We start from the raw sequence: 19068 nt of genomic DNA, 5'->3' as shown, positions 1-19068 counted from the left end.
CGCGCGCGGCATCGATCAACGAAGCACAACGACGATCAAGGACGACGGCGAATGTACAAGCTGACAGTGGACGACCTGCACAAGAAATTCGGCGACAACGAGGTGCTCAAGGGCATCTCGTTGCGGGCGAAGGCAGGGGACGTGATCAGCATCATCGGCTCGAGCGGCTCGGGGAAGAGCACGTTTCTGCGCTGCATCAACTTTCTCGAGCAGCCGTGCTCGGGGACGATCACGCTCGGCGACGAGTCGATCCGCGTGACGCGCGACGGGCGCGGCGCGCCGAAGATCGGCGATCCGAAGCAATTGCAGCGGATGCGCGTGAAGCTCGCGATGGTGTTCCAGCACTTCAACCTGTGGGCGCACATGACGGTGCTCGAGAACGTGATCGAGGCGCCCATCAGCGTGCTCGGCCTGCCGCGCGACCAGGCCGAAGCGCGGGCGCGCAAGTATCTGCAGAAGGTGGGGCTCGCGCCGGGCGTCGAGGCGAAGTACCCGTCGCACCTGTCGGGCGGCCAGCAGCAGCGTGTCGCCATCGCGCGGGCGCTGGCGATGGAGCCGGAAGTCATGTTGTTCGACGAACCGACGTCGGCGCTCGATCCGGAGCTTGTCGGCGAAGTGCTGAAGGTGATGCAGGCGCTGGCGGAAGAAGGGCGCACGATGATCGTCGTCACGCACGAGATGGGCTTCGCGCGCAACGTGTCGAATCACGTGGTCTTCCTGCACCAGGGGCGGATCGAAGAGGAGGGGCATCCGCAGGACGTGCTCGTCAATCCGAAGAGCGAGCGGCTGTCGCAGTTCCTGTCGGGCCGGCTCAAGTAGCCGGCAGCCGGCAGGCGGCGCGCGCATGCCGCGATCGTGCGCGCCGCCGCAAGGCGGCTTACTCGCCGCTCGTCCACTCGACGTTCGCGCCGACCGAGCGCAGATTCTCGACGAAGCGCGGATGCGCGCGCCGGATCGGCTGCGCATTCAGGATTTCCGAGCGTCCGTCGATGCTCGCCGCGACCATCAAGAGCGCGATCGCGACGCGGATGATGTACGGACTCTCGACGCGCGCCGGGCTGAGCGGCAGCCCGCCGAACGTGATCAGCCGATGCGGATCGGACAGGAACACGTGCGCGCCGAACTTCGAGAGCTCGCCCGTCCAGCCCATCGCGCCGTCGTAGACCTTGTTCCAGAACATCACGCTGCCTTGCGCCTGCACGCCGAGCGCGATGAAGATCGGCAGCAGATCGACGGGCAGGTAAGGCCACGGCGCGGCCTCGACCTTCGTCAGGATATTGCGGGTGAACGGCTGCTTGACCTTCAGCGGGCCGTCGCGCAGCGCATGCGACCAGCCGTTCTCGTGCGTGACCCGCACGCCGAATTTCGCGAAGGTCCGATCGATCAGCGGAAACTGCTCGGGCGAGCCGTTGCGCACCGCGATGTCGCCGCCCGTGATCGCGCCGAGCGCGAGGAACGTCGCGATCTCGTGGAAGTCCTCGTTGAAGCGGTATTCGCCGCCCGCGAGCGCGCGCCCGCCCTGAACGCTCAGGTGCGACGTGCCGATGCCCTCGATCGGCACGCCGAGCATCGCGAGGAACCGGCAGAACTCCTGCACGTGCGGCTCCGACGCGGCGTTGACGAGCGTCGACGTGCCGTTCGCCGACGCCGCGCACAGCACGAAATTCTCGGTCGTCGTGACGGACGCGTAGTCGAGCCAGTGATGATTCGGCGCGAGCGGGCCGTCGGCGCGCACGATCAGCGAATCGGGCGTGCGTTCGATCCGCGCGCCGAAGCGCTCGAACACCTCCACGTGCGGATCGATCTCGCGCACGCCGAGCGTGCAGCCCTTCACGTCGTTCTCGAGCCGCGCGACGCCGAAGCGCGCGAGAAGCGGCGGCACCAGCATGATCGACGAGCGCATCTCCTCCGGCAGCCGGTGGACGGCCGGATCGAACGCGGTCGCGCGGTGGTGCAGGTCGAGCACGCCCGTCGCGTAGTCGATCGCGACGTCGCTGCCGAGCGTGCGGAAGATGTCGAGGATCTTGCGGACGTCGGTGATGTCCGGCACGCCGACGAGCCGCAGCGGCTGGTCGGTGAGGAGCGTCGCGCACAGGATGGGCAGGACGGCGTTCTTGTTGGCGGACGGCGTGATTTCTCCGCGAAGCGGGGCGCCGCCGTGGACGATCAGGTTCGACATGTTCGGATGCAGATGGATGTAATGACGCGCAAGGTCGATATCATGCCACCGATCGCGAGGATTTCGCAGATTCGCCGTGCGGCGCGGCGCGCGGCGGCAAACGGGGGCGCAACGCGGGCGGCACGGGCGGGCTGGCGGGCTGGCGGGCGCGCACGCGGCGGCCGCTTCACACGCATCGCGCGAAGCGCGATCATCGCATTGCGCGACGCATTGGCAGTCGTGCCCTTTTTAAGCGAGGCGACGCATGCAAACCGGCGATTCCCCGAACTACGAAGGTGGTTGCACATGCGGCGCGGTGCGCTACCGGATGACGTCCCGGCCGCTCATCGTGCATTGCTGCCATTGCCGCTGGTGTCAGCGGGAAACCGGCACCGCGTTCGCGCTGAACGCGCTGATCGAATCGGACCGCTTGCTGCTGTTGCGCGGCGAAGTCGACATCGTCGATACGCCGTCGAACAGCGGCAAGGGCCAGAAGATCGCGCGCTGCCCGCACTGCCGCATCGCGGTGTGGAGCCACTATGCGGGCGGCGGCGGCGCGGTGAGCTTCGTTCGCGTCGGCACGCTCGACGAGCCGGATCGCCTGTCGCCCGATATTCATATCTTCACGTCGACCAAGCAGCCGTGGGTGATCCTGCCGCCCGAGGCACGCGCCGTGCCCGAATACTACTCGTCCGATGAGGTCTGGTCGGCCGAGAGCCTCAGGCGGCGCGCGGCGTTGCGTGCGAAACGGGAGCGCTAGCGGCGCCGGCGGCACGTCGTGCGCGAAGCGTCGCGCTCGAGATGCGCGCGTTCGCGCGATGCCGGACGCGGACAAGCAGCGGCTCGCCGAAACGCCCACGTGTCCGGCGATGTTCGCCGTCACCGCGCGCAACGATGTGCGGCGCAGCGGCAACGTGCCGGCGCTCGATCCGCTGCGTGACGGCGCGCGGCTTTCGACGCGCAAGATGATCGGCGGCGACGTGAAGGGATTGCGATTGACGGAACACGGGGTGACTCGATGACGGCGGCGCGCGCACGCATCGAGGCGCGGCAGCGCCCGCGGCAGATGCGCGAAACGCCGGCGCGACTTTCGTCGTGCCGGCGTTTCGGTTCATGTCACGCCTGCGTTGCAGGCGCGTCGGGCGTTACAGGCAACTGTTGATGTCGCCCGCGGCTGCGCCGTCCGTCGAGCCGCTGCCCGCGCGGAAGCCGACCCACGTCTTCGCGTTGCCCGAGAATGCGGGGCGCACGACCGCGGCCGCGCCGTTCGGCGGCTGCTGGCCCGGCACGTAGACGTCGGCGGCGAGGCCGTTCGCGAGCACGTTCTGCGTGACGACCTGTTGTTGCGACTTGTCGGCCCAGGTCTTCGCGATGCAGGCCGAGACGTCCTGCGCGGGCTTCTGGCTTTGTCCCACGTTCTGGATGCCGGCGCCCGCGGCGCTCGCCGACGTTGCCGCGATCAATGCGATGAGCGGTAAGTATTTCACGTTATCTCCCTCTGGTCGTGATTCGTGAATCGGATTTCAACGGGTACTACGATCCAGTCTGAGTGCGCATCGTCGGTGATGTTCCGGCAATTCGGAAACAAGATGTTAAGGAGTTTGCCAATCGCAACGGCGTATGCGTATGCGATGCGTGCGCGTGCCGCCGCGCGGACGAATGAATGCGTCGCCCCGGCATTGCCAGGGCGACGTGCGTGCTTGCGGACGATTTGATGTGGGCTGCTGAGTGGGGCTGCAAAGAATCGAGGCGAAACGGCGGGGGGTGATCCGCCACGCTGGATGACGCGATCGAAACCGTTAGCCTACGCCGCGCGGCTCTTCGGCCGCTTGGCGTAGGGTGCATGCTAACGGTGGCCCCGTCGCGCTCGTATTCGTGTTCGTTGACCTCATGATGGCAAAGACCGCGCTCGATGACTGTTAAGCACGTTCAAATCGGCGGGCGGCGAATGTCATAGATTGTTTGACGCGCGGCCGCGGTTTGACGGGGCTGCCGCCCCCGATTGAACCAACGGAGCTTTCAATGCCCGGGATTCACGCGTGGGGTAGCGAAAGTCGGCCTCGGAGCGGTCTTCCGGTTTGGCGAGCCGGTCGTCCGCCGGCTCTGCGGCTTCTTGCCGCCGCCGTCCGGCGCACGGCGCACGGCGCGGCCTTGGCGCTCTCGCCCCTCTTGCGTGCACGTGCCGAAGCGGGTGCGCCTGCGCGCGTTCTTCGCTTCACGCGATACAGCATCTTCCCTTCGGGATCGCCGCCGTTGCCGCCGCAGCGATCGGGCACGGCGATGCGAGGACGGCGATGCGGGGACGGCGAATGGCGGCTTCGCGACGAACGCGCGGCGGCGGGTCGTCGCGAGCCGGGGATCGCCGCGCGCCGCGTCGCTCCGGTGCGATCCGGCGTGGCCCGATCCTGCACGTGCGATGCCGATCGGGACACGGCTTGACGCGGCGCGCGAGCCGGATTGGCCCGCAACAAGTGGAGTGCGTCGCGTGGCGGGCTTGCGTAACGTGCGGGGCATCTCTTGTCGAACGACCCCGAACGAGGTGCAACGATGACCCGCCTTCCCATTGCATTCCGGCGCCTCGCGCTGTCGAATCTCGCCGCGCAGTCGGCCGAGCAGATCGGCCTCGCGGTGACGCCGCTCGTCGCCGTGCTGACGCTCGGCGCGAGCGCGAGCGACACCGGGCTGTTGCAGTCGGCGCAGACTCTGCCGTTTCTGCTGCTGTCGATTCCGCTCGGCGTGTGGGCGGATCGGCACTCGCGCAAACGGATCATGGCCGCGGCCGAAGGCCTGCGCGCGCTCGCGCTCGCCGTCGCGCTGGCGCTGCTTGCATCGCACGCGCTGACGCTGCCGTCGCTCGCGATGCTCGGCTTCGTCGGCGCGTGCGGGACCGTCGCGTACAGCGTGGCCGCGCCGGCGCTGGTTTGCGCGCTCGTCGAGCGCGCGGAGCTCGGGCGCGCGAACGGCGTCATCGAGCTCGCGCGCAGCGCCGCATAGAGGTGGCCTCACTCGTTCGGACAGTTTTCTGAGATTTTTAAGTGGAACGTCCGAGGCAATCATGCTGCCGATTTGATCGCAGGCAGCGTCGCGAAGTATGCCTCATCCGGCGTCCGATCCGCCAGGCTCGAATGGGGCCGTTTCCGGTTGTACAAGTTGATGTACTCGCCGATGGAGCGCCGGGCATGGCTGACCGACTCGTAAGCTCGCAGGTAAACCACGGCACCGGACAGACAGGCGACGAGTGGCCGGCATCCCGGCCGGCCCGCCGCATCCGATGCGCCGAACCGGCGCGGCGTTCCACTACAATCGTCACCGTGGCGTCGCGGCGCGTCGGATGCAGCGGCGCCTCGTCGCGCGCCGGCGCCGTTCGTCGCACGCGGCGCCGTCGATGCGCACCTGCGTTATGGTTGCGGTATCGCGCCCGTATGCGTTCACGCACATGCCCCGTTCGACACCATGCAAAGCCGGCTCCATTCCTTCTTTTCCGCGCGGACGGCCGACTCCGGCGCCCCGCGGCCGATGCGCAGGATGCTGGGGCTGGCCGGGCTCGTCCTGTTCAACTGCATCGTCGGCCTGAGCTCATGGGCGAACCGCCGCGACGACGCGGTGCTGCCTTATCTCGTGCTCGCGAACGGCATCGGCCTGTCCGCGCTGCCGCTCAGCCTGTTCGCCGACAAGCTGATGTGCGGCAAGCTCGCGGTGGTGCCGAAGGTGCTGATCATCGCGCCCGTCAGCGTGCTCGCCGGCTTCGAGATCACGGCGTCGACGATCGGGCACGTGCCGCACCTGATCGGGCGCGCGAGCGTTCGCGAGTGGTTCGCGTACGGATCGTCGTTCGCGGTGGCCGGCATCGCCTGCGCGTTCCTTTCGCTGTTCATGCAGGCGGCGCGGATGCGTGCGTCGCTCGAGACGCAGCGCCGTGAGGCGGCGGAGGCGCGCCAGGCGGAGACGGCCGCGCGCCTCGCGCTGCTGCAGGCGCAGATCGAGCCGCATTTCCTGTTCAACACGCTCGCAAACGTGCAGAGCCTGATCGAGCGCGATCCGGCGCGCGCGTCGACGATGCTCGACAGCCTGAACCGATACCTGCGCGCGAGCCTCGGGCGCACCCGCAAGGCGACGTCGACGCTCGGCGAGGAGCTCGAACTCGTCGAGGCGCTGCTGCAGATCGCGTCGATCCGGCTGGGCGAGCGGCTGCGCTATGCGATCGACGTGCCCGCGTCGTTGCGCGAGCTCGCGTTTTCGCCGCTGCTGCTGCAGCCGCTCGTCGAGAACGCGTTGCTGCACGGGATCGAACCGTCGATCGACGGCGGCGAGATCCGCGTGAGCGGCAGGCGCAACGGCAAGCTGCTCGAGCTGAGCGTGATCGACACGGGCGTCGGCCTCGGCAACGGCGAAACCAAACTGCACGGCGGCGTCGGGCTGGCCAACGTCGTCGCGCGCATCAAGAGCCTCCACGGCGAGCGCGGCCGCGTGTCGGTGGGCGCGACGGCCGGCGCCACGCGGGGCGTGACCGCGACCTTGCAAATTCCGATCGATTGACATGCCGACCGCGCTCATTGCCGACGACGAACCGAACCTTTCCGCCGAGCTCGCCGAGCGTCTTGCCGAGCTGTGGCCCGAACTCGAGATCGTCGCGATGCCGCGCAACGGCGTCGACACGCTGGCGGCGCTCAACGCCGCGCGCCCCGACATCGCGTTTCTCGACATCCGGATGCCCGGCATCGACGGCCTCAAGCTCGCGAGCCTCGTGCCCGACGTGCACGTGGTGTTCGTGACGGCGTATGACGAGTACGCCGTCGAGGCGTTCGACCGCTCGGCGATCGACTACCTGCTCAAGCCCGTGACCGACGAGCGTCTTCTGCGCTGCATCGCGAAGCTGCAGCGCGGCGGCTTCGCGCCGCCGGGCGCGCAGGCGCTGTCGGACGCGCGGATGCCGAAGGAGCCGACGCTGATCCGCTGGCTGACGGTGGGGCTGAAAGACACGACGCGGCTCGTGTCCGTCGACGACGTGCTGTATTTCCAGGCGCTCGACAAATACACGGAGGTCGTGACGGCGGGCGAGCGGCACGTGATCCGCACGCCGCTCAAGGAGTTGCTGCAACGGCTCGACCAGGATCGCTTCGCGCAGGTGCATCGCGGCGTGATCGTCGCGTATGCGGCGATCGACCGGATCGAGCGCGATCTGCTCGGGCGCCTGTGCATTCATCTGCACGGCCACCGCGACGTGCTGCCGGTGAGCCGCGCGTATGCGGGGCTGTTCAAGCACATGTGATGCGTGGTGAAGCGGGCGCGAGGGCGGCGTCCGGTGCGTGTCCGATTTCGTCGATCCGTTGCGTCGGCGCTGCCGGTATCGGTGGTCAGCGCTCAGCGCAGCGCCTGCGGGGACGGGAATGCGTCGGCGAGCGCCGCCGGGCAGTTTCGCGCGGCGCTTCGCAACAGCCGGTCGGCCAGATCGTGAAATCCCGACGCGTGCATCAGCGCCGCGTCCGTCACGCATTGACGCCAGTCCAGCGCGCGTCCGCCGGCGGCGGTCTCCGGCCGCACGTAGAACGCATGTCCCCAGAAGAGCTGGCCCGCCATCGTCGGCACGGGGACGGGGCGGGAATCGTAATAGTGCACGTCGGCGGCCGGAAAGACCGAGGCGGTGGGATCGTCGGTGTAGTGGACGAGGTTCGACAGGCGCCACAGCACGAAGCCCTGCTGCCTCAGGAAGGTGTCGACGTCGGCGAACAGCGGCTGGTCCTGATAGATCGGGTTGAACTCGACCTCGAGTTCGAGCGCGCGCACGTCGCGCAGGCAGGCCGCGGCGCCCCGCAGCACGTCGAGCTCGGCGCCCTGTACGTCGAGCTTGATGAAATCCGGCGCGCGCACGCCGGATTCCGCGAGCCATGCATCGAGCGTCGTGACGTCGATTTCCTGCGCGCCGACCCGGGCCGCGCAGCGCAGCTCGGGAATCGACGACGTGGGCTCCGGGGCCGGCGCGTAGAGCGAGCTGCACGCCGGCTCGCGCGTCAGGTAGAGCGTCCGGCGGCCGATCGATGCGGCGAGCGCCTTCGGCACGAACGTGACGTCCCGCCCCCGGTAGCGCTCGGCGAGATTCGCGCATTCGGCTTCGTCGGGATCGAAGCCGTACAGGCTGACGTGAGGGGCAAGCGGCTCCCAGACGTTCGAGAATCCCCAACGGCAGCCGACGTCGAAGACGACGATCTTTCGATCGAGATATCGTCCATACAATTGCGCGAAACTCATGTTCTGCTCCCTTGCAATGCGAGGCGGCGGTGCGCGCCGGCGAACGCTGGATGTCACGGGGCACATCGCCGAGACTTCGGCGGCCCTGATCGGCTGCACCGGTGCCGCCGCGCCGGCCTCGCGGATTCGATGCGGCGGCGGCCGGAACCGGGCGCGCGCGTCACGCGCCGCGCAGCACGCCGACGCGCGCGAGCCGGTCCGGGCGCGGCGCCGCGTCGCCGGCGATCCAGCGCAGCGCCTTCGCCGCCTCGTCGGCGCTCACCGCGATGCCGCCGCCGAGCGGCTCGCACGGCGCGAACGTGGGCGCCGCCTCGCGCGCGCCGGCCGCGAGCGCCGCCGCGGCGGCCGGGCTCGCCGCGCGCCGCGAGCCCGTTTCCGTATAGCCGCCCGGCTGCGCAAACGGCGTCAAGGCGCCGCTCGCGACGAGGAACAGCAGGTTCTGCCGGATCTCGCGCGGGTTGCGGCGTTCTCCGCCGAGGCGGGCGACGATCTCGCCGATGCGCATCGCGCCGCGGCCCATCAGCGCGCGCAAATCGGCGATGAAGTCGGGCTGAAAACTGATCGCGCCGCGCGGAATCGTCATGCGCGTGTCGATCCGTTCGACATCGGTCGTGCAGCCGATCGCGATCTCGTCGAGATGGCGGATCGCCTCGGCGGGCGCCACGCGCTCGCCCGCGCCGCGCAAGAACACGTCGCGGCGAAAGCGGCGATTGACGGCGAAGTCCTCCGCGAGACGCCGCAGCCGCGCGTTCGGCAGCGCCGCGATCGCGTCGGCTGCCTGACGGTCGATCAGCAGCATCGGATGATTGTCGGCGAGCGTCGCGCTGCCCACGTAAGCGAGGCCCGCTTCGGCCATTTCGTCGCCGACGTCCACCGAATAATGGACCTTCCACGTCGCGTTCATGAACTCGTGCGCGACGTAGTCGAGCGGCGCGTCGGCGAGCGCCGCCAGCGCGCCGGCGGCGGCCGGATTGTCCCGGAAGTAGCGCAGGCTCGGGGTGCCGAGCTGCCGCATGGCGGCGACCGCGCTGCCCGTGCGGGCCTCGGTGCCGCCCTGCGCGGCCTGCGCGAGCTCGACCATCAGCTTGCGCAGCGGCGCCTCGGCCGACCAGCCCGGCTGGCAGTTGTAGCTCAGATAGACGAGCCCGCCGTCGGCGAGCCGGCGCGAGAGCAACTGCCGGATCGCGTGCCGAACGTCCGAGCCGACCCAGCTGTAGACGCCGTGCATCACGATGAAGTCGAACGGCGGCAAATCCCGGTCGAGCAGCGCGTCGAAGCTCGCTTCGTGGAACACGACGTTGCCGGCGCCGAGCCGCGTCGCGCGTCGCTCGGCGGCTTCGATGTGGGCCGGATTGAAGTCGCACGCGTGGAATTCGGCGTGCGCGAACGCCGCGGCGTTGATCACGGTCGAATGCGCGAAGCCGCAGCCGAGATCGAGGTAGCGGAACGGCCGGTCAAGCGCCTTCGGGCGGGCGCCGCCGAGCACGCTCACATAATTGAGCCATGAGGGGGACAGCTCGCGGTGGAAGCGGTCCGGGAACGTCACGTCGCTCAGGTAGCCGGAGGCGGGATCGGATGCTTGCATGAGAATGAGGGGCACGACTTCGGTTGCCGGCGCTCCGGCTCGGCGCAACGCGCGCTCCGGCTTGCACGGGCGACGCACGGAGCGATTCGAACGCAGCGCCGCGGCACGGGGGCCGGACGGCCGTGGCCAGTGGCGCCGCGTCGGGCCGTGCGGCGGCCGGCATGGCAGGCCGGCTTCGGCTTGCCGCGCGAGCTTACCATACGGCCAGCGGGCGAGGGCCGCGTGACGGCCCGCGAGGCGCGTGCGCCCTGCGCGGCGTGGATCGGGCGGCCGGTTCCGGTCGCGAGGCGCGGGCGTCGCGTCGCGGGAGGCCGTCTTGCGAACCCGCGCCATCGGCGGCGGTGTCAAGCTCGGTCAGCCTCGACGCACATGCGATCCGTTCTTCGGCTCAGTATTCCGCTTCAAAACAAAAGAAGGCGACGTTGCAACCGGCGGCGCGGGCGCGCAGCGTGCCGGGCCCAGGCGGGTCGCGCGCGGTCTCGACAGCGCGCGCCGGCGGGGCCGGCCGCCGCGCGCCGCTCAGCCCGTCTTGCGCGCCGGCGCGAAGCGGCGCTTGACGAACGCGGCCGGACGTGCGCGGCGAAAGCGTTCGCGCTTGTGTTCGTCGTCGAAGTGGTGGAGCGCCGGCTTCACGAGATCGCTGCGCGACACGATGCCGACGAGTTGCATCGTGTCCGGGTCGGCGACGACCGGCAGGCGTTCGAGCTGATGCAGGGCAAGCCGGGTCGCGACGAGGCGGCACGTTTCGTCGGCGAGCGCGACGAGCGGGGCGCGGCGCGGCAGCATGTCGGCGACCCGCACGTCGGCCGCCTGCGTCTGCGACGCTTGCGCAACGCCCGCTTGCCGGCCGCCGACGTGCGCATTGCCGCCGTGCGCGTCCGCGCCCCGATCGAGCGTCGCGCGATCGAGCATGCCGATCAGCACGCCGTCGCGCACGACCGGGTACGCGCGGTGAGCCTGCGTCGCCCCGAAGTAGCGCGCGCGCACGATGTCGGCGCTCAGGTCCGCGTCGATCGTCACGGCGTCGCGCGTCATCACTTCGTCGACGTAATGGCGCTCGAGCGGATCGACGCCGTATTCGCGATAGATGTGATAGCCGCGCCGCGCGATCTTCTCGGTCATGATCGAGCGCTTCATCGCGACGGTCGCGAAGCCGTGCGCGACGAGCGTCGCGGTGAGGAGCGGCAGCAGCGCGTTCGCGTCGTGCGTGAGGCCGAACGCGAACACGATCGCGGTGAGCGGCGCGCCGAGCGTCGCGCCGAGCGTGGCCGCCATGCAGACGAGCGGCCACAGCGCCGGCTCGCCGCCCGGCAGCACGGGCCCGAGCAGCGTGCCGAGCCCCGCGCCCAGCATCAGCAGCGGCGCGAGCACGCCGCCCGAGGTGCCCGAGCCGAGCGCGATCACCCAGATCACCGCCTTGACGACGAGAATCGCGAGCGCGATCTGCAGCACGATGTGGCCGTGGAGCAGATCGCCGATCACGTCGTAGCCGACGCCGAGCGCACGCGGCTCGATCAGCCCGCCGATCCCGACCGCGAGGCCGCCGATCGCGGGCCACCACATCCAGTGGACGGGCAGCTTGCCGAACCAGTCCTCGGTCTTGTAGAGCGAGACCGACAGCCCGCACGCGAGCGCGCCCGACAGCAGGCCCGCCAGCGCGCACGAGCCGAGCGCGGCGGCCGTCGGCGTCGCGGTCTCGACCGGAAACAGCGGGCCGACGCCGAAGAACGCGGCGCGCGCGAAACCCGCGACCGCGCACGCGAGCGCGACCGGCAGGAAGCTGCGCGGCCGCCACTCGAACAGCAGCAACTCGACGGCGAGCAGTACGGCGGCCACCGGCGTGCCGAACACTGCGGTCATCCCGGCCGTCGCGCCGGCAACGAGCAGCGTCTTGCGCTCGGCCGCCGTCACCTTCACGAACTGCGCGATCAGCGAGCCGATCGCACCGCCCGTCATGATGATCGGGCCTTCGGCGCCGAACGGCCCGCCGCTGCCGATCACGATGCCCGATGCGAGCGGCTTCAATATCGCGACCTTCGGCGACATCCGGCTCTTGCCGAACAGGATCGCCTCGATCGCTTCGGGAATTCCGTGGCCGCGGATCTTCTCCGACCCGAAGCGCGCGATCAGCCCGACGACGACGCCGCCCGCGACGGGCACCGCGGCCGCCCACGGCCCGAGCGTGTTCAGCGCGGGCGAGCGGTCGGCGAACGAGAATTGCTGGAAGAAGAACAGGTTCGTGAACAGATGGATGAGGCTCAGCAGCGCGAATGCGGCGAGCGTGCTGAGCACGCCGATCGCGAGCGCGAGGAGCGCGATGCGAGGCAGTCGTGTGTTCGACGCGAAATCGCGTTTGTGTGGGGCGGCGATGCTCATGATGTCGGGGGGGACGTTTGTGGTTTTATCGGTTCAGTAATCGATCTGCGGCACCTGGAACGCGCCGCGCAGCGATTTCAGCTCGGCGCGGTGCAGCTCGGCGAGCCGCGCGAGCACGCGCTCGCCGGCCGTCTCCAGATGCACTTCGACTTGCCTGCGATCGGTGTCGCTCGGCCTGCGCCGCACGAGGCCGACCGCTTCGCAGCGCGTCACCAGCGCGACGACGCCGTGATGCTGCGCCTGCAGCCGCTCGGCGAGCTCGCCCACCGTCGCCCAGTCGCGCTGCGGATAGCCCTTGATGTGCAGCAGCAGCAGGTATTGCAGCGGCGTGATGCCCTCGCTTTGCGCGGCCCGCTCGGAGAAGCGCTCGAAGCGCCGCATCTGATAGCGGAATTCGGAAAGCTGTTCGAAATCTGTCTTGCGCAGTTCGCGTGCCGGTTTCGTCATCGACGTTCCAACGTGATCGAAAAGAGCGAAATATATCATATTGTGATGTATTTGAGCGGCGCTCGGCATGCCCGGATTCAGGGTGTCGAGTCCTTTTCCGCCCCGGCGTTTCCGCGTCGATTCCGCGCCGATCAGGCGGCGAGCCGCACCTGCGACTGCCGGTAGAGCCCGGCGATCAGGTCCGCCTGCGTGACGATGCCGGCGAGCCTGTGCTCCGCGTCGACGACCGGGATGTGGTGGTGGCCGTGATCGGCGAAGAGCGGCACGAGCTCGGCGATCGGCGTTGCCGGGCGCACCGTGTGCACGCGCGTGCTCATCACGGCCCGCGCGACGAACGCCGGGCCGACGAGCGAGCGCGGCAGCCGCGCGGACAGGCCGCGCAGGAAGCCCGGCGTCGCGTAAGGCGCGGCCTTCGACAGGTCCGCGCGCGTGACGATGCCGACGACGCGCGCATTCGCGTCGACGACCGGCAGCGCCTTGATCCGGTGCCGGTCGAGCAGCGTCATCGCGGCGGGCAGCGGCGTGTCGGGCGCGATGCTGATCGGGTGGCGCGACATGATGTCGGCGCACGACAGTTCGTCGAACGTGCGCGCGTACGCGCGCAGCTCGGTTTCGCGCAGCAGCGATTCGAGATCCTCGGGCGCGACGTCGAGCCATTCGCTGCGGTTTTTCAGCGCCGCTTCGAGATCGGCGCGCAGGAAGCGCGCGTGCTGCGGCGCGGCCGTGACGTTCGCGCTCGCGTCGGCCTGCGGCCGCGCGCCGCCGTGCGGATAGCGGTGGCCGGTGAGCGCGTGGTAGGCGAGCGCCGCGCCGAGAAGGGCCGCCGATTGCAGCGCGATCGGCTCGACGACGAAGCGAAAGCCGAGCGCGTGCACGGCCGGGCCGCCGACGACCGCCGTCAGCGCGACCGCGCCCGACGGCGGATGCACGCAGCGCAGCGCGAACATCGCGCCGATCGCGCCCGCGATCGCGACCGACGCGGCGAGCACGGGATCGGCGATCCACTGCGCGCACGCGACGCCGACCGTCGCCGCGACGAGGTTGCCGCCGATCAGCGACCACGGCTGCGCGAGCGGGCTTGCCGGCACCGCGAACAGCAGCACGGCCGAGGCGCCCATCGGCGCGACGAGGAGCGGCACGTCGCCCGGAATGCCCGGCAGCGCGCGCATCGTCACGCCGACGCAGCCGATGCCGACGAGCGCGCCCGCGCACGAGCGCAGCCGTTCGCGCAGGCTGAGCGTGACCGGGATCGGGACGAAGCGCAGGAGCCAGTGAACGAGGCGGTGACGAAACGCGAGGGACGAGGACAAGGTCGGACTGCCGTAACGTAAATGGAGGGGTGCGCCGATCGGTCGCGCGACAAGCCCGAAATTATATGTCATTGTGATATAAATTGCCGGCCCCGCGGATGGCGCGGCCGGCCGTCGGCATTTCAGGATGCGAAAAATGCGCGCGAGAGCGCGCGCCGGCGCGCATCGGCGTACAATTCGCCCGTTCTGATCTCGACGAATCACATAATTTGCCGCCCGCGATGCCCGCCTCCAGCCTGCCCCATGGCCCGCGCATCCGGTCGATCAGCCGCCCCCGGCCGCGCATCGCGGCAAGCGCCGCATCCCGCCGGCCATCGTTCCCCATTCATTCCCGAAGCCCATCCCATGGACATGCTCGATAACATGCGCCTGTTCGTGCGCGTCGTCGAAGCCGGCAGTTTCACAGCGGTCGCGAAGGAAATCGACGCGACCACGGCCCAGGTGTCGCGCGCCGTTTCGAATCTCGAAGCGCACGTGCAGACGCGCCTTCTGCACCGCACGACCCGTCACCTCGGCCTGACCGAAAGCGGCCAGCGCTACTTCGAACGCGCGAAGTCGATCCTCGCCGAGATCGACTACGCGAACGCCGAGGCGCGCAACGCGCTGCTGCGGCCGAGCGGCAAGCTGCGCATCCATGCGATGACGGGGCTCGGGCAGAGCCACGTGGTGTCGTCGATCGTCCGCTATCAGGAAGACAATCCGGACGTGTCGGTCGAACTCACGCTCGCGCAGCGCATGCCGAATCTCGTCGAGGAGGGTTACGACGTGTCGATCGTGTCGGCGTCGCATCTGCCCGATTCGGGCTACGTCGCGCAGACCTGCGGGACGAGCTGCAGCGTGCTCGTCGCGTCGCGCGAGTATCTCGCCCGGCACGGCACGCCGACGACGCCCGAGGATCTCGCGAAGCACGTGTGCCTGCGGCTCGACACGCCGGCGTCGCCGGGCGGCGAGTGGCGGCTCGAGCGCGACGACGGGGAGGAGACCGTCTACGCGCTGCCGCCCGCACCGTTCCAGGCGAACGTGCCGGACGCGCTGTCGGTGGCGGTGCGCGCGGGGCGCGGGATCGGCTCGATCGCGCTGTACACGGCGCTCGACGACATCCGCGAAGGGCGGCTCGTGCGCGTGCTGCCGAACTATCGGCTCGACACGCTGAGCGTGTACGCGGTCTACGCGACGCGCCGCTATCTCGACGCGAAGATCCGCACGTTCCTCGACCATCTGCGCACGACGCTCGCGCCGGCGCTCGAAAACGATCTGAGGGAGCTCAACCGGCTGAACGGCGGCGCGGGCAACGCGTTGCGCGAGGTCGCGTAACGGCGGGACGCGCCGCGCATCGCGATGCGCGATGTCGGGCGATGGGCCGCGCGCCGCGCCGTCCGGGCGCACGGCGACGCGCGCGGTGCGGGAGCGCGCGGCGGCGGCGCGGGGTCAGTGCGTGACGGACAGGAACAGATACGCGGCGAACAGCGACAGATGGACGACGCCGTGCAGCACCGTCGTGCGTCCCATGCTGAGCGTGAGCGTGCTGACGAGCAGCGTGAGCGACAGCAGCACCGTCTCCATTCCGCCGATGCCGAGCGTGAGCGGATTGCCCGTCCAGATGAACACGGCGGCGACGGTCGGAATCGTGAGGCCGATGCTCGCGAGCGCGGAGCCGAGCGCGAGATTCATGCTCGTTTGCAGCCGGTTCGCGCGCGCCGCGCCGACGGCGGCGAGCCCCTCCGGCAGCAGCACGAGCGCGGCGATCACGATGCCAACGGCCGCCTCGGGCGCGCCGAGCCGCAACACCGTGCGCTCGACCGCGGGCGACAGCAGTTTCGCGAGCAGCACGACCGCGACGAGGCTCACGAACAGGGACACGATGCTGACGAGCGTGGTGCGGCCGCTCGGCGGCACCGCGTGGACGGATTCGTCGGCGTTGCTGCCGTCGATCAGGAAGTAGTCGCGGTGGCGAACCGTCTGCACGAACACGAACACGCCGTACAGCACGAGCGACGACACGCCGGCGAACGCGAGCTGCGACGTCGACAGCCTCGGGCCGGGCGCGGCGCTCAGATAGTTCGGCATCACGAGCGAGAGCACCGACAGCGACGCGAGCACCGCGAGCGCCTTCGTCGCGCCGCGCCCCTGGAAATCCTGCTCGCCGTGCCTCCAGCCGCCGACGAGCAGGCACAGCCCGACGATCCCGTTGCAGACGATCATCACCGCGGCGAACACTGTGTCGCGCGCAAGCCCCGCTTTCTCGGGACCGGCCGACAGCATCACCGATACGATCAGCGCGACCTCGATCACGGTGACGGCGATCGCGAGCACGAGCGTGCCGAACGGCTCGCCGACGCGGTGCGCGACGACTTCGGCGTGGTGAACGGCGGAGAACACGGCGCCCGCGAGCGCGGCCGCGACGAATGCGATGACGATGCCTTCGGCCGGCACGACGCGCGACAGCGCGAGCACCAGCCAGGCGGCGAGCGGGGCGGCGAGCGTCCAGCGCGGAAGGGCGGGCGAAGAGATCGGCATGGAGTGTCCTTGGTCGTGGCAGGGCGCGAGCAGCGATTCTAACAGGCGGTCCGGCACCGAAATCCGGGGCGCGGCCGTGCGGCGCCTCGACGGGCGGGCGGCGGCCGAGCGGAAAAACGCCGTCGCGATGCCGCCGATGGTTGCGGGAACGGTAAAGGATCTTTGCAGGGCGGACCGGGAAAGTATTTATAATCGACCGACTGGTCGGTTTATAAATTGCGACTCCATATAAACAGAACGACATCACTCCACCGGAGGAGCGATCCCCATGACACGACCGTCCCACCCGGCCGGCGCACTCGAGCCGATCGAGACCGCGAGCCGCGACGAACTGCGGGCGCTGCAGCTCTCGCGCCTGAAGTGGTCGCTGCGCCACGCGTACGAGAACGTTCCGCACTACCGCCGCAGCTTCGACGCGGCGGGCGTGCGTCCGGACGACCTGAAGACGCTTGCCGATCTCGCGAAGTTTCCGTTCTCGACGAAAGACGACTTGCGCGAGAACTATCCGTTCGGCCTGTTCGCGGTGCCGCGCGAGCAGGTCGTGCGCGTGCATGCGTCGAGCGGCACGACGGGCAGGCCGACGGTCGTCGGCTACACCGCGCGCGACATCGACATGTGGGCGAGCGTGACCGCGCGCTCGATCCGCGCGGCGGGCGGCCGGCCCGGCGACACGCTGCACAACGCGTTCGGTTACGGGCTTTTCACGGGCGGGCTCGGCATCCACTACGGCGCGGAGCGGCTCGGCTGCATGGTCGTGCCGATGTCGGGCGGGCAGACCGAGAAGCAGGTGCAGCTGATTCGCGATTTCGAACCGCGGATCATCCTCGTCACCCCGTCGTACATGCTGAATCTGCTCGACGAGATGGCGCGGCAAGGGATGGACCCGGCCGAGTCGTCGCTCGCGATCGGCATCTTCGGCGCGGAGCCGTGGACGCAGGCGCTGCGCGACGAGGTCGAGACGCGCGCGGGCATCGACGCGCTCGACATCTACGGGCTGTCCGAGGTGATCGGGCCGGGCGTCGCGTGCGAGTGCGTCGACACGAAGGACGGGCCGACCGTCTGGGAGGACCACTTCTATCCGGAGATCGTCGATCCGGTGACGGGCGAGGTGCTGCCCGACGGCAGCGAGGGCGAGCTCGTGTTCACGTCGCTCACGAAGGAGGCGCTGCCCGTGATCCGCTACCGCACGCGGGACCTGAGCGCGCTGCTGCCGCCGACCGCGCGCGCGATGCGCCGGCTCGCGCGGATCGCGGGGCGCTCGGACGACATGCTGATCATCCGCGGCGTCAATGTGTTCCCGAGCCAGATCGAGGCGCTTGTCGTCGCGCTGCCGCAGCTATCCGGTCAGTATCAACTGACGGTATCGCGCGACGGGCATATGGATCGGCTCGACGTCGCGGCCGAACTGCGCACGGATGCGCAAGCGGGCCTGTCGGACGACGCGCGCGCGGCGCTCGCGAACGAGCTGCGGCATCGGATCAAGACGATGGTCGGCGTGTCGGCGGGCGTCGCGGTGCTGCCCGCGGGCGCGATCTCGACGAGCGCGACGGGCAAGGCGAGACGGGTGATCGACCGGCGCGGGAAGGCGGCCTGACGCTCATGCCTGCGCAACGGAGTGCGTCCGCCGCGCATGCTCTACAATGGCGCGGCCTTCGATAACCATTCCTCGTCCTTCCCGCTTTCCGATGATCGTCGACCGCCTGATCTCCGAAATCCTGTTCGGCTTCACCGGCCTCATGGGCATCATCAATCCGTTCGGCATCGCGTTCCTGTTTCTCGAGCGCACCGAATCGCTGACCGAGGCGCAGCGCGCGGCGCTCGCGCGCAAGGTCGCGATCAACGCGTTCATGGTGCTGCTCGCCGCGTTCTTCGTCGGCACGCCGATCCTGCATTTCTTCGGGATCTCGCTCGAGGCGCTGCGCATCGGCGGCGGCCTCGCGGTCGCCGTCGCCGGCTGGCAGATGCTCAACGAGCCCGACGTGCCGAGCGGCGGCGATTCGGCCGCGAAGCCCGTCGAGCCGCGCAACGCGATGGCGCGCGCGTTCTTCCCGCTGACGATCCCGCTGACGACGGGCCCCGGCTCGATCGCGACCGCAATCGCGTTGAACGCGAACCGCACGCACAAGCTCTCGGAGTTCCTGCTGTCGAGCATCGTGTCGGTCGCGGTGTCGGCGCTCGCCGCGCTCGTGATCTGGCAGACGTACAGCCGCGCGGCGTTTCTCGCGCGCTATCTCGGCACCGAGGGAACGAAGGTCGCGATGCGCGTGTCGGCGTTCCTGCTGCTGTGCGTCGGCGTGCAGATCATGCTGACGGGCTTTTCCGAGTTCCTGCGGCCGATCGCCGATCAGGTGAAGTGACGGCCTCGCCGACGCCGCGCGCGGATCGCGCGCCGGCCGGCGAAAGAGAATGACGCGCGGCCGGCCTGGGCG

General features: G+C 69.6%; 15 protein-coding genes and 5 pseudogenes. 9 read left to right on the top strand and 11 right to left on the bottom strand.

Features of this window, described 5'->3' with window-relative positions:
- Positions 1-51 precede the first annotated feature (51 nt).
- Positions 52-819, top strand: a complete 768-nt coding sequence (locus BTH_RS07240) for an ABC transporter ATP-binding protein (RefSeq protein ID WP_009897174.1) — start codon at positions 52-54, stop codon at positions 817-819.
- Positions 820-877: 58 nt separating this feature from the next.
- Here BTH_RS07240 and BTH_RS07235 read toward each other — a convergent pair whose 3' ends face one another.
- Positions 878-2179 (bottom strand): UDP-N-acetylglucosamine 1-carboxyvinyltransferase, encoded by a 1302-nt coding sequence (locus tag BTH_RS07235; RefSeq protein ID WP_009897172.1) that lies wholly within the window; start codon positions 2177-2179, stop codon positions 878-880.
- A gap of 244 nt (positions 2180-2423) precedes the next feature.
- On the opposite strand from BTH_RS07235, the gene BTH_RS07230 reads away from it, so the two are divergent.
- Together BTH_RS07230 and BTH_RS07225 are read left to right on the top strand one after the other, a co-directional pair.
- Positions 2424-2918: a GFA family protein gene (locus BTH_RS07230; protein WP_009897170.1), complete on the top strand. Its 495-nt coding sequence runs from the start codon at positions 2424-2426 to the stop codon at positions 2916-2918.
- Between the two features lie 34 nt (positions 2919-2952).
- Positions 2953-3180, top strand: a pseudogene (locus tag BTH_RS07225) (DUF6683 family protein); the annotation flags it as partial.
- 123 nt (positions 3181-3303) lie between these two features.
- On the opposite strand, the gene BTH_RS07220 reads toward BTH_RS07225, so the two are convergent.
- Positions 3304-3582: a hypothetical protein gene (locus BTH_RS07220; protein ID WP_308411103.1), complete on the bottom strand. Its 279-nt coding sequence runs from the start codon at positions 3580-3582 to the stop codon at positions 3304-3306.
- A gap of 1123 nt (positions 3583-4705) precedes the next feature.
- Here BTH_RS07220 and BTH_RS07215 point away from each other — a divergent pair.
- Positions 4706-5149 (top strand): annotated as a pseudogene (locus BTH_RS07215) (MFS transporter); the annotation flags it as partial.
- 62 nt (positions 5150-5211) lie between these two features.
- Here BTH_RS07215 and BTH_RS30100 read toward each other — a convergent pair.
- Positions 5212-5370, bottom strand: a pseudogene (locus tag BTH_RS30100) (integrase core domain-containing protein); the annotation flags it as partial.
- Positions 5371-5674: 304 nt separating this feature from the next.
- Here BTH_RS30100 and BTH_RS07210 point away from each other — a divergent pair.
- Both BTH_RS07210 and BTH_RS07205 read left to right on the top strand, forming a co-directional pair.
- Positions 5675-6694, top strand: coding sequence for a sensor histidine kinase (locus BTH_RS07210; protein ID WP_025404188.1), 1020 nt, complete (start codon positions 5675-5677; stop codon positions 6692-6694).
- Between the two features lies 1 nt (position 6695).
- Positions 6696-7427 carry a LytR/AlgR family response regulator transcription factor gene (locus tag BTH_RS07205; protein WP_009897157.1) on the top strand — a complete coding sequence of 244 codons (732 nt, stop codon included), beginning with the start codon at positions 6696-6698 and terminating at the stop codon, positions 7425-7427.
- Between the two features lie 92 nt (positions 7428-7519).
- Here the strand turns inward: BTH_RS07205 and BTH_RS07200 are convergent, their stop codons facing one another.
- The 7 genes and pseudogenes from BTH_RS07200 to BTH_RS35580 all read right to left on the bottom strand — a co-directional run bounded on the left by BTH_RS07200 (position 7520) and on the right by BTH_RS35580 (position 14447).
- Positions 7520-8404: an FkbM family methyltransferase gene (locus BTH_RS07200; RefSeq protein ID WP_009897156.1), complete on the bottom strand. Its 885-nt coding sequence runs from the start codon at positions 8402-8404 to the stop codon at positions 7520-7522.
- A gap of 160 nt (positions 8405-8564) precedes the next feature.
- Positions 8565-10067, bottom strand: coding sequence for a class I SAM-dependent methyltransferase (locus BTH_RS07195; protein WP_025370294.1), 1503 nt, complete (start codon positions 10065-10067; stop codon positions 8565-8567).
- A gap of 441 nt (positions 10068-10508) precedes the next feature.
- Positions 10509-10799: pseudogene (locus BTH_RS35850) on the bottom strand (CBS domain-containing protein); the annotation flags it as partial.
- 78 nt (positions 10800-10877) lie between these two features.
- Positions 10878-12365 (bottom strand): annotated as a pseudogene (locus tag BTH_RS07190) (chloride channel protein); the annotation flags it as partial.
- A 33-nt stretch (positions 12366-12398) separates the two neighbouring features.
- Complete coding sequence (locus tag BTH_RS07185; protein ID WP_009897153.1) at positions 12399-12812, bottom strand: MarR family winged helix-turn-helix transcriptional regulator; 414 nt, start codon at positions 12810-12812, stop codon at positions 12399-12401.
- Between the two features lie 131 nt (positions 12813-12943).
- On the bottom strand, positions 12944-14122 hold the full coding sequence (locus BTH_RS07180) for an HPP family protein (RefSeq protein ID WP_009897152.1): 1179 nt from the start codon (positions 14120-14122) through the stop codon (positions 12944-12946).
- Between the two features lie 61 nt (positions 14123-14183).
- The gene (locus BTH_RS35580; RefSeq protein ID WP_009907698.1) at positions 14184-14447 is read right to left on the bottom strand and encodes a hypothetical protein; all 264 of its coding nucleotides are present in this window, start codon (positions 14445-14447) and stop codon (positions 14184-14186) included.
- Between the two features lie 20 nt (positions 14448-14467).
- Between BTH_RS35580 and BTH_RS07175 the strand changes: the two genes are divergently transcribed.
- On the top strand, positions 14468-15436 hold the full coding sequence (locus tag BTH_RS07175; RefSeq protein WP_009897150.1) for a LysR family transcriptional regulator: 969 nt from the start codon (positions 14468-14470) through the stop codon (positions 15434-15436).
- 114 nt (positions 15437-15550) lie between these two features.
- Here the strand turns inward: BTH_RS07175 and BTH_RS07170 are convergent, their stop codons facing one another.
- The gene (locus BTH_RS07170; protein ID WP_009897148.1) at positions 15551-16639 is read right to left on the bottom strand and encodes a calcium:proton antiporter; all 1089 of its coding nucleotides are present in this window, start codon (positions 16637-16639) and stop codon (positions 15551-15553) included.
- A 268-nt stretch (positions 16640-16907) separates the two neighbouring features.
- Between BTH_RS07170 and paaK the strand changes: the two genes are divergently transcribed.
- Together paaK and BTH_RS07160 are read left to right on the top strand one after the other, a co-directional pair.
- A complete protein-coding gene (paaK, locus tag BTH_RS07165) occupies positions 16908-18233 on the top strand; it encodes a phenylacetate--CoA ligase PaaK (protein ID WP_009897146.1) in 1326 nt (441 codons plus the stop codon).
- Between the two features lie 91 nt (positions 18234-18324).
- Positions 18325-18996, top strand: a complete 672-nt coding sequence (locus tag BTH_RS07160; protein ID WP_009897143.1) for a MarC family protein — start codon at positions 18325-18327, stop codon at positions 18994-18996.
- Positions 18997-19068 lie beyond the last annotated feature (72 nt).

Origin of the sequence: Burkholderia thailandensis E264 (assembly GCF_000012365.1) — a bacterium.
GTDB lineage: Bacteria > Pseudomonadota > Gammaproteobacteria > Burkholderiales > Burkholderiaceae > Burkholderia > Burkholderia thailandensis.
Note: the sequence above shows the minus strand (reverse complement) of the source record. Positions and strands in the feature narration are given on the sequence as shown.